The organism is Terrihabitans rhizophilus, assembly GCF_033898525.1.
Taxonomy (GTDB): Bacteria; Pseudomonadota; Alphaproteobacteria; order Rhizobiales; family Methylopilaceae; genus Flaviflagellibacter; species Flaviflagellibacter rhizophilus.
Genome location: NZ_JAXAFJ010000005.1, coordinates 132,999 through 143,297 on the forward strand (window position 1 = coordinate 132,999; position 10,299 = coordinate 143,297).

Genomic DNA, 10,299 nt, shown 5'->3' on the forward strand with positions numbered 1-10,299 from the left:
CCAATGGCCGCTGAGAACGAACGCCTAGTTGTAGATGTCGAAGCCCGTATCACGCAGCTCGAAAAGGGCATGGTGAAAGCCAGCCGGGTTGCGAACGATAACTGGGGCAAGATCGAAGGCCGCACGAAGCGCGCGGGCGCTCAGATGCAAAGGGATACAGCGCAGGCTTCGGCTGGCGTGATCTCCAACTTGCGGGGCATCGGCGCGGCATTCGCAGGTGGTTTCGTCGGCGGTGCGGCGTTCTCGGCTCTCCAGCAGCTTCCGCGCGTCGTGCGTGACGTGACCAGCGAACTAGCGAACCTGAAGGCCGAAGCCGCGCGCGCCGGCATCGATGTCGAGGATTTCCAGGCGATCGGCATCGCGGCATCTGAGAGCAAGGTGAGCCTTGACGCGCTCACGGACGGCCTGAAGGAGATGAACCTCCGCGCTGATGAGTTTGTGCTGACCGGCGCGGGCAGCGGTGCCGAAGCGTTCCAGCGTATCGGCTATCGCGCCGACGAGCTGAAGACGAAGCTCCGAGATCCGTCTGCGCTGTTCTTGGAAATCATCGGCAGGCTTCAGCAGCTCGACCGCGCGGCGCAGATCCGTATCTCTGACGAGATCTTCGGCGGCACGGGCGGTGAACAGTTCGTGCAGATGCTCCAGCGTGGCGAGGTTGGTATCCGCTCCAGCATGCAGGCGGCACGCGATGCAGGGCAGGTGCTCGATCGTGAGATGATCAACAAGGCCGCTGAGATCGACCGGAAGTTCCAGGATATCAGCCGCACGATCGGCACGACCATGAAGGGCGCTATTGTCGATAGCATCACCGCGCTTTCGTGGTTTAGCAGTGAGGTATCGAAAGCGCTCCAGGTTGCAGGCGATCCCTTCGCGGCGATCGAGGAAGGCGCGAACCGCTCGACCGATGCGCAGATAAAGCGCGCCGCTGCTCTCAAGCGCCTCCGCGACGGTCTTGCCGATGGCAGCAAGGCCGATGGCGCTTTCAGCCGTGCCGATCTTGGCAAACCCACGCCGCTGACGTTCACGCCGATCCTTCCGAAAACGAAGGAAGACGGCGCTCGCGCAGCCAAGCTGAAGGCGATCCAACGCGAGAAGGAGGCCGTATCCGAGCTGATCGATGAGCTGTCCGAAGAGCTTCGCTTGGTTGACGCCTCCGAGGTTCAACAGCGTGTCGCGGCAGAGCTTCGAAACGCTGGAGCCGCTGCTACCGATCAGCAGCGCCAGAAGATCACGGCGCTGATCAACTCGATCGAAGCGGAGAAGGCTCAACTCGCGGACCTAGAAGCAGCCATGGAGGGAATGAAGGGGGCGGCGAAGGACGTCTTAGGCGGCATGGTCAGCGACTTGCGCGCAGGGAAGACCGGCGCTGAGATGCTGCTCAATGCCTTCAACAGCATTGCCGACCGCCTGATCGACATCGCCATCAGCAACCTTGTAGAGAACGCTTTCGGCACCGCGTCCAAGCCTGGAGGGCTTGGCGGCATCGTAGGTGGTGTCGGGAAGCTCCTAGGCTTCAGCGAAGGCGGCTACACCGGCAACGTTGGTACGGGGAAGGTGGCCGGTGTCGTCCATGGCCGTGAGTATGTGATCAACGCCGACGCCACTGCTCGCTTCCGCCCGATGCTGGAGGCGATCAACGCTGGCAAAGCGCCCTCAATCTCGCTGCCAGCGATGCAGCCGGTGAACTCCGCACCGACACAAATGATCTCTATTTCCGCACCCGTCACAGTCAACGCGACTGGAGGCACTGCGCAGCAGAACGGTGATCTCGCGAAGCAGGTCTCTCGCGAAATGGAGAATGCGATGAGAGCGGTAGTTGGTCGCGAGCTCCGCGCGCAGATGAGGCCTGGGGGCATACTGAGCCGATAGCGTCACTTCGCATTAACCACGATCTTTCCATACTGAGCGATGGAGAGGGTGCCTACTGATGTCGAGCAATTCCGAAGAGTATCGTCGCCAAGCTGATCATTGCCGCCGAAGTGCGGAAAAGGCGTCAGATCAGGCCGAGAAAGCGACGTGGCTCAGGATGGCAGATCAGTGGGAGAAAATGGCCGAAAGGCGTTCTGCTAATGCTGATCGTCCAACCGCTGCGTCAACAAGCAGGCGGTTGCAGTGAATAGCGTTTTACCACTCTCATCTCTCACGCTGATCGTCACGGGTGTCGGCCCAACTTTAAGAAGCAGCTCGCGGCAGATTTCCGCTGCCGCTAACGTTGCTTCGCGTTCGGCTTCGTCAATGCCCGCAAGAACGACTCCCACGTCGTCAGGGACGAAGCGCTCGCCTTCGGTCGAGTCGAAAAAGAACCTCTCCATAAAGTGCCAACACCCGTAGGGCGGTGCTGTTGCCGTTCGGTGGCGCACGGGCTTCGGGGAAAAAAGCCTCCGGGCCGAGCAAAATATCTCTGATGGTCCGATGTCCGCCCGCTATAATAGTGCTAATTCAACCAGCGTAAGGACGCGACAGAGTGCAACCCGTAATGATCCGCCTGCCTGCCGAACGTGGCTTGCAGCTCAAATTGATAGCCAAGGACTTGGGCGTTACGCTCACAGAAGCGATCGAGACCCTGATCAATCGAGAGATCGAGGCTGGCCGTCTCGAAGATCAGCTTCCGCTCTGGGATATCGACGTCTTCACAGACGGGATCATCTTCGACGCCCCGACCTTTGCCCTTCCGAAACTTACCGCTCAGCAGGCGCTTAACGTCGCGAACGCGGTCGACAAGGTGATCGAGCGAGCTGAAAAGGGCGGCTTCAACCTCATCTTGGAGGGAGAGAAGGTGCTCACCATCGCCCGCATCGGACGCGGCATCACGTTCGCCTCTGGCGAGAAGGCGGAAAGCGTCACGGTGATGATGGCTCAGGATCTCGCGCGCCAGCTCCGCACCGCCGCCAAGGCACAGTCCAACTAAAGAAAAACCGCCCGACCTGATGCTGACTGGTCGAGCGGTTCTGGAGAATACAGTTTTGCTTACACTGTCCGGATATAATAGCGAAGTAGAAGATGGCGTTCAAGAGTCAGCAAGCGAGTTCGATGAACTTGCTGCTTGGCTTGGTGAGCACATGCACGATGCTTTCCGTGATCCCGTGTCTGACGCGGAGATCGACGCATGCATCGCAATCCTCGGCACGATCTAGGCCGTGGCAATGCAGGCGCGCGACCCCTCAGAAGCAGGCGAAACAGCACCTGCAAAAAACGCGAATAAAGGTAAAATCCGGCCTGTCCGCTCCAGGCGTCGAGGGACGAAAATCATTAGAGCTAAGAGGCGTTTAGACCGTTCGAAGGCTGCTGGTGCAAGACGCTTACACGTAGCGAACACCCACACCCCTTCTAACCCCTCTAATCAGCCCTCTTACACAACCCTCTCATACAGTCAGACCAGCACTCAGAAGACGGCTTCTAACGATAACACCCCTAAGAGAAAGCCGGGGAAGGCCTTCAGGCCGGATCGATGGGAGACCATCCCGGATAACGTAAGGCTCTGGTCGGCGGCGCTTGTCTTGTCTGCAATGGATGAGACCTACGCCTTCACCTTGAACCTGGGTCACCAGATCGATGAGAAGGCCCGCGCGGCGGCTGCGAACGACAACTCACCGGGCGCTGCAGATTTCATGCGCCGTCGTATCATGCGGGAGCTGAAGCCCGCGCTCGACCGCCTCGGCCTGCCTCTGTTCTGGTTCGCCCTGGAGATCAGCCCTGACGGCAAACTCCACATTCACGGCGCGATCGCAGCCAGAAAACATGAGATCCCGGCCATCGAGAAGGCGCTGTGTCGGGCAGGGGGCGCTTGGACGCCTGTCCCTGGTTCGTCTCAGGTCCATACCAAGCGCCAGTTCAACGCCGAGGGCTGGTTCAACTACTGCGATGAGGATCTCGCTAAGACAGGCCGGGTGATCGATGGTCCGCTCTTCTACATCCCGGATGAGCTGAGACGCCGTGCTAGAGCTCGCTACATGGCGGATCGTGACGAGCTGATCGAGTTTCTTCGCGGCGAGAATCAGCGACGGATGCGGCCATAGCTGGAATAGCCCGAAGTCGTTTAACCTGTGGATTGCTGTTGATACCCGCTTTGCGTTTGACAACGCTCTGCAAAGCGCTCGTGATCAACCTGACCGACCCGACCAACCACACCAAACGCTTTTTCAATGGCGAGGTGTGTCCGTGGCTTATCTTCGAAATCTGATCTCCCGCATGGTGGCCTTCTTCAAGGCGCACCCGAACACGCTCATCAGCGTGGCCCTGCTCATCATCCGGGAGGGCATCATCCCGATCATCTTCGGCGACCGTCTGTAGCGCTCCAGCAGGCCGGGAGATCGTTAGCTCGCTGGTGTTCATCCCCGACGAGCTGAGACGCCTTGCGAAAGCTGGCTACATGGCGGATCGTTCGGCTCTCATCGGAGCGAGAACATGAAGAAGGTAGCTCGTGCGCTGGTCGCATGCGGGTTGATCACGGCGACGATCACCTCGGCAGGCGCTGAGGCGGTAAATTGGCAGACAATGAGCACAGAGCAGCTCAGCAAACTAACGCCTGAGCAACTTGCACCCTTGCCTCTGCTAGAGGTGGGGAAGAAAATTCAGCCCGATTACGCTGCCATGCTGCTCCCGGCTGTCTCGATGGCGTTGAGCCGTCTCTACTACGGCATGTCCGTACCGATGATGCCGTTTGAAACGTACGTTCCGATCGCGGTTCGCGAGTTTCAGCAAGACATTGGTGCCACAGCAGATGGCTTGATCAAAGCCAGAGAGTTCGATGACTTGATAAGCCGGGCAAACCGCGTGAACCGTGATGCCTCCCCGATCTTTCCTTCTACCGAACAGAAAATTTCGATTAGTGGCGATCTAGCTACATTTGGGGGCACCTGGATCATAGAAGGCGAAAAGCACGCCTTCCCGGTGAACTACTCGCTCTACAAATGCTGGAAGTCACGTGCTCTCTGCGATGTGTCAGAGGGCATTGTCTACCGCCCCGCAGGGCCAAGCGGGACGATGAACATCACCTCGGAGACGTGGAAGGTAATCAAGTGGGATGCCGCTGAGATCCTGATGGAGTCGAGCGCCGCATGTCGCGTCACCACCATCAGCGCGAACATCGCCTCCAAAGAGGTGTTCCAGATGACGAGAAACAATGGTGACAGCTGCGGCGACGATGCTGTTCTGCCAAAGCTCGCCTCTCCGAGGATCGCCCGGCTAGTAGATGGCCTGCAAGTGATTTCGAGTTTGCACAACCAAGAACGCGATGAGAGTAACAAGCTCCTTAGTCACTCTATGCAGAAGGTGATGAGCGATTTGAAAGAATCCTCTGAGCGTCTGATTAGAAGATAAGTCAGTATTGACTGTCGCAACTTATTTTACTTACTTGTTGATCTGCAACGAAGCCCCTGTCACTATGATCTAGCTGAGAAGCTAACCATGCGATTAGAGGCTGATATGTCTACATACGTCAACGACGAAACCTACCAGAACGCTGTCACCGCACTCGCGAACGCTTGCTTTGATCCTATCACCGGCAGGCCGGACGCATCACTGATCAAGACCATCCTGGGCGAACAGCTCGACATCTGGCCTCAAGCGATCCGGCTCGATGTCGCGCGCTCAGACGCGCACCTGGACCTAACGCCCTACCGGAAGCCTGGTGGTGGCTATGAGCTGGATCTCAGCGCCTACAAGGACGATGCGAACATAGCCGCTCACGAGCCGAAGCCCGGTGACCTCCTGCGCAACGCGAAAGCCATGGTGTTCGCCTCAGTGCCAATGGAGCGCCTGGAGAAAGAGGCGAGGGCGCATGAACTCGCCAAGCGGAAGATCAAGCCGGAAGAGCAGGATTGAAGCAGCTTGCAACGCGAGTTCACAGGGCGAAAGATCCTGGAACTCGCGCCACCGAGATGTGTAGGAAGCCGCATGTTCCCGACTTGTTCCGGGGCCAGTTGCTGCTATATGTGGGTTCAGTATATGCAGGGGAGATTAGAGGACTTTCCGATGCCTGGACCATATGACGCGAAGGCAGTCGCTAATGCGATCCTGGAGAAGAGCTTCCAGGAGAAGAAGCCTGTGAGCCCTCTTAAGCTACAGAAGCTCCTCTACTACGCGCATGGCTACTACTCTGCTGCAGCCGGCGTCCCGCTCATTGACCAGCCATTCGAAGCTTGGGAATACGGCCCTGTAGTGCCCTCGCTGTATCGCGAGTTTCGTCATTGCGGGAACTCGCCGATCAACTCGCTTGCCAGCGATTACAGCTGGGAACTCGAGGATTTCTGCCCAGTTCCGCCGGTGTCAGACGATCGTAAAATGAGGCGGGTGATCGACTTCGTTTGGGAGGCTTATGGCGACTACTCACCAATCGAGCTTTCGGAAATGACCCATCAGCCAGACAGCCCCTGGGACAGAACGAGAAAGAAGAATAAGGGCATTAAGAATGCCGATATCTCCCAGGAAATGATTGAAGCGTATTTCTCGCCTCTGGTGAATAAGAAGTCTGCATGAGCTGCGATGACACGCCGGAATTCAAGAAGGATGAGATTCCGAAGGTCGAGACTACCGCCATCGCTCAAGCGGAGCAGGCTTTCTTTGATTCTCCGAAGCCGCCGAACACCTTCGAGCTGCGCTTCGGCAAGTTCGGCCACATCTCCTGGCATAGTGACAACAGCACTGCGGTGCTTGCGTTAATCGTTCTTGTCCTTCTCTGTGTAGTGGTCCTGATTGTGTCGATCGTCGGCGCTTGGACCACCGACAAGGGCTGGCTTGATTCGATCCTGCGCATCTTGGGAAACGCGATCTCAGCTGTTGCTGGAGCGGTTGTGGGTGCGAGTGCGGGTGCTACGAGCACTCGGCGGCGTAAGTGACGCGGCGCTTCGTGGCTCCCTGTGTGTCGAGGTCGGAAAGTAGGTACGAGGGAAACATCGCGATTGTTATCGCCCTCGCCTTGAGTGTCACGTCGCCATAGTCATCCCCTGCGGTTCGCGCAGCATGACCCTGGATCGCATCTAAGACGCGAGGATCGACGCCAGCCTCGCGCCCCACTGTCTTCATCCGGTGTCGCCAGCCGTGGTTCGGATCGACATCGCTAGGGATGATCTTCAGCGAGCGCAGCCAAACGCCAATTTTCGAGCTGTTGTTCTTGGCCGGATGAAGCTTGCCCTTTCGATCCGCACGCTCGGAGTAGAACAGCGGTCCAGGTTCTGAAGCCGCGACAAACTCCAGGAAGCCGCGCTCGACTAACTGCGGGTGCAACGGCACGTCGCGATACTGCCCGGTCTTAACCGAACCAGCGTCGGGCGTGATCCGCACGAAGTGAATGCCGTTCTCCGTCCGCACGTCCTGCTTCCGAAGCTGCGTCATCTCGGAAACCCGCGCCCCTGTATGAGCGCAAAGCCACGGCGCCCACTTCTTTGCAGCGCTGAGCGTGGGATGCTCGCGGCGTTGTGCGGCGCTGGAGTAGGGCGGTCTATAGTCGCTTGCCGCCTTAAGCACCGCGAGAGCTTCTTCCAGCGTGTAGCCTTTCTCGCGGGAGCGAACGGCCCTTGTGACGCGGACCTTCACGCCAGCCACGGGATTGCTTTTGATCCGGTCGTTTTCAGTCGCCCATTGGAGCACGGCCCGAAGCGCGGCGATGTTCACGTCGCGCACTGTCTTTGCGGCCCTGGTGAGCAGAAGCTCGTCTTTCCAGCGGAGCACGTCGCCCTTCGTCACGCGAGCGGCATCGTCGTGCTTCAGGAACTCGGTGAACTGACGGAAGCAGGGCTTCCAACGCTTCTCTGCTTCAGCGCCCTTGCCGGAGGCCCTCAGCTCAGCAAGGTAGCCAGAAAGCAGCCCCATGAGCGACACGGGTGAAGCGCGCTCAGGTTCGGCTGGCAGCTTCAGCAGCGGGTGTTTTGGCTCGGCTGGCAGTTCGCCTGCGTCGCGCGTCTTAGACCGCTCCAGCGTCTCCAACTGGACGGCTGCCAGCACGCGTGCTGTTTCGCGCCACTCAATCGAACCTGGCTCAGCGGTGATGTTCCCGCGATCGCGAAAGCGATCGATCGCCCATCCGATCACAGCGCCGATCTCGTCATTCCCCGCCTGACCGGAAACAACTCGCCTAAGCACGGCTGCTAAGCCATCACGGAAGAGGTGCTCATACTCAGGGTGATAGATCGGGCTTCCATCCTCGCCAGTCAGGTTGCGGAGGTTCTCATCCAGGATGTCTTCTTCAGCGAAATGCGTCTGAGCGACCTCCGAGAGGTTCATGCGCCGATAGGAGAGCGGGCCGCTGGGCAAACCGGACTTGCGTCGGGCTTGATCGATGACATCGTTAAACCGCGCAACAGCAGCGGAAAGCCTGCGAGTGGCCGTCCTGCGGTCTGGGCCGAGGGCTTCGCGAAGCTCCGACTTCCCGATGATTGAGCGTAGCTCTGAAGGCACCACCACGCGTGCGAAGTAGCGCCCGTCACGCTCCAAAAGGTGCCGCACCTTGCCCGTCATTCCACACCCGTTTGTAACGACGTTTGTAACGTCAGAACGGACGAAAAACCCTGAGTTTTCAAGAAAGTCTAGATCTTCTAAGGGGAATGATGGTGCCGCAGGGGAGGATTGAACTCCCGACCTCACCATTACCAATGGTGTGCTCTACCACTGAGCTACTGCGGCCAGATGCGCGTGTGCGGCCGACGCAAAGCGGCGGGCGGCGCGGGCGGATAACTGCCATAAGCCGGCATGCTGCGCAACCATGCTTGCCAGCTTCCCGCAGCTTCTGTTCATGTGCGGCATGAGTAAGGATCAGCGCCCATCTCCCGAACAGGCCGCGCGCGCCGAAAGGCTTGCTGCGCAGCTTCGCGAAAATCTGAAGCGGCGCAAGGCGCAGGCGCGCGGCAGGCGCAGCGATGCGCCCATCGTCGCAGGCGAGGGGGCTGGCAAGGGCGAGCGGGAGCCGTGATGTTCCCGCGCCTTGTTTAGCCCCTGCGCTTCCGATACATCGCGAGGTTTCCTGCGGCCTCAGCCGCGACATCACAGGGTTCCTGCATATGGACCGCATCCGCATTGTCGGTGGCGCCACGCTCGAGGGCGTGATTCCGATTTCCGGCGCCAAGAACGCCGCCCTGCCGCTGATGATCGCGAGCCTGCTCACCGAAGAAACGCTGGTGCTGGAAAATGTGCCGCGCCTGGCCGACGTCATCCAGCTCAAGCGTATCCTGTCGAACCACGGCGTAGACATGGGCGTGCGCGGACGGCGCCATGGCGAGACCGATACCGATGGCGAGACTCTGACGCTGAACGCCAAGACGATCGTCGACACCACGGCTCCCTACGAGCTCGTCTCGACGATGCGCGCGAGCTTCTGGGTGCTCGGGCCCCTGGTGGCGCGCATGGGGCATGCCAAGGTTTCGCTTCCGGGCGGCTGCGCCATCGGCACGCGTCCGGTCGACTTCCTGCTGCAGGTGCTGGAAGCGCTCGGCGCGCAGATCGAGATCGACAGCGGCTATGTCATCGCGACCGCGCGTCACGGGCTTAAGGGCGCCGAGATCAACTTCCCCAAGGTTTCGGTGGGCGCCACGCATACGGCCCTCATGGCGGCGAGCCTTGCCGATGGCGTCAGTGTCATCAGCAACGCGGCGCGCGAGCCGGAGGTGACGGACCTCGCGGACCTCTTGGTCAAGATGGGCGCGAAGATCGAGGGCATTGGAACCTCGACGCTGACCGTCACGGGCGTCGCGCAGCTCCACGGCGCCACCCACCGCGTCATCGCAGACCGCATCGAGACCGGCACCTTTGCGCTTGCCGTCGCCATGGCCGGCGGGGATGTGACGCTTCAGGGCGCGAGGACCGATCTTCTGGAAAGCGCGCTCGACTCGATGCGCCAGGCGGGCGCCGAGATCGAGGCGCTGCCGAACGGCATCCGCGTGTCGCGCAACGGCAATGGCCTGCAGGCCGTAGACGTCACCACCGAGGCGTTCCCGGGCTTTCCGACGGACTTGCAGGCGCAATTCATGGCCCTTGCCACCCGCGCGCAGGGCACGTCGCGCATCCGGGAAACCATTTTCGAGAACCGCTTCATGCATGTGCAGGAACTTGCGCGCCTCGGCGCGCGGATCCGGCTCGATGGCGACACCGCCTTCGTCGATGGGGTGGAGCGGCTGAAGGGCGCGCCTGTGATGGCGACCGATCTGCGGGCCTCCGTCTCGCTGGTCATTGCGGCCCTTGCCGCCGAAGGAGAGACGGTGGTCAACCGCATCTACCACCTGGATCGCGGGTTTGAGCGGCTGGAGCACAAGCTCTCGCGTTGCGGCGCGCAGATCGAACGCATCAGCGGCTGAACACTCCTCATTGCGC

12 protein-coding genes and 1 tRNA gene are annotated in these 10,299 nt (G+C 59.9%); 10 read left to right on the forward strand and 3 right to left on the reverse strand.

The window, feature by feature from the left end; translation table 11 throughout:
• Positions 1-3 precede the first annotated feature (3 nt).
• Positions 4-1,869: a hypothetical protein gene (locus tag SCD90_RS10155; RefSeq protein WP_319844563.1), complete on the forward strand. Its 1,866-nt coding sequence runs from the start codon at positions 4-6 to the stop codon at positions 1,867-1,869.
• Positions 1,870-2,066: 197 nt separating this feature from the next.
• Here the strand turns inward: SCD90_RS10155 and SCD90_RS16620 are convergent, their stop codons facing one another.
• The gene (locus SCD90_RS16620; protein WP_425265673.1) at positions 2,067-2,312 is read right to left on the reverse strand and encodes a DUF6894 family protein; all 246 of its coding nucleotides are present in this window, start codon (positions 2,310-2,312) and stop codon (positions 2,067-2,069) included.
• 164 nt (positions 2,313-2,476) lie between these two features.
• On the opposite strand from SCD90_RS16620, the gene SCD90_RS10160 reads away from it, so the two are divergent.
• The 7 genes from SCD90_RS10160 to SCD90_RS10190 all read left to right on the forward strand — a co-directional run bounded on the left by SCD90_RS10160 (position 2,477) and on the right by SCD90_RS10190 (position 6,836).
• Positions 2,477-2,908, forward strand: coding sequence for a hypothetical protein (locus tag SCD90_RS10160; protein ID WP_319844564.1), 432 nt, complete (start codon positions 2,477-2,479; stop codon positions 2,906-2,908).
• A 598-nt stretch (positions 2,909-3,506) separates the two neighbouring features.
• A complete protein-coding gene (locus SCD90_RS10165; RefSeq protein WP_319844565.1) occupies positions 3,507-4,016 on the forward strand; it encodes a hypothetical protein in 510 nt (169 codons plus the stop codon).
• 142 nt (positions 4,017-4,158) lie between these two features.
• Positions 4,159-4,290, forward strand: coding sequence for a hypothetical protein (locus tag SCD90_RS10170; protein WP_319844566.1), 132 nt, complete (start codon positions 4,159-4,161; stop codon positions 4,288-4,290).
• A gap of 114 nt (positions 4,291-4,404) precedes the next feature.
• The gene (locus tag SCD90_RS10175) at positions 4,405-5,319 is read left to right on the forward strand and encodes a hypothetical protein (RefSeq protein ID WP_319844567.1); all 915 of its coding nucleotides are present in this window, start codon (positions 4,405-4,407) and stop codon (positions 5,317-5,319) included.
• 105 nt (positions 5,320-5,424) lie between these two features.
• Entirely contained in the window at positions 5,425-5,823 is a 399-nt protein-coding gene (locus tag SCD90_RS10180; protein WP_319844568.1) for a hypothetical protein, read from the forward strand.
• A 150-nt stretch (positions 5,824-5,973) separates the two neighbouring features.
• On the forward strand, positions 5,974-6,477 hold the full coding sequence (locus SCD90_RS10185) for a Panacea domain-containing protein (RefSeq protein WP_319844569.1): 504 nt from the start codon (positions 5,974-5,976) through the stop codon (positions 6,475-6,477).
• Positions 6,474-6,836 (forward strand): hypothetical protein, encoded by a 363-nt coding sequence (locus SCD90_RS10190; RefSeq protein ID WP_319844570.1) that lies wholly within the window; start codon positions 6,474-6,476, stop codon positions 6,834-6,836. Before SCD90_RS10185 ends, SCD90_RS10190 begins: the two co-directional genes overlap by 4 nt.
• Here the strand turns inward: SCD90_RS10190 and SCD90_RS10195 are convergent.
• The gene (locus tag SCD90_RS10195) at positions 6,811-8,454 is read right to left on the reverse strand and encodes a DUF6538 domain-containing protein (RefSeq protein ID WP_319844571.1); all 1,644 of its coding nucleotides are present in this window, start codon (positions 8,452-8,454) and stop codon (positions 6,811-6,813) included. The genes SCD90_RS10190 and SCD90_RS10195 overlap by 26 nt on opposite strands.
• A 90-nt stretch (positions 8,455-8,544) precedes the next feature.
• Positions 8,545-8,619 (reverse strand) — tRNA-Thr (locus tag SCD90_RS10200).
• Positions 8,620-8,737: 118 nt separating this feature from the next.
• Here SCD90_RS10200 and SCD90_RS10205 point away from each other — a divergent pair.
• Both SCD90_RS10205 and murA read left to right on the forward strand, forming a co-directional pair.
• Positions 8,738-8,905 (forward strand): hypothetical protein, encoded by a 168-nt coding sequence (locus SCD90_RS10205; RefSeq protein WP_319844572.1) that lies wholly within the window; start codon positions 8,738-8,740, stop codon positions 8,903-8,905.
• An 88-nt stretch (positions 8,906-8,993) separates the two neighbouring features.
• Complete coding sequence (gene murA, locus SCD90_RS10210) at positions 8,994-10,283, forward strand: UDP-N-acetylglucosamine 1-carboxyvinyltransferase (RefSeq protein WP_319844573.1); 1,290 nt, start codon at positions 8,994-8,996, stop codon at positions 10,281-10,283.
• Positions 10,284-10,299: the final 16 nt, after the last annotated feature.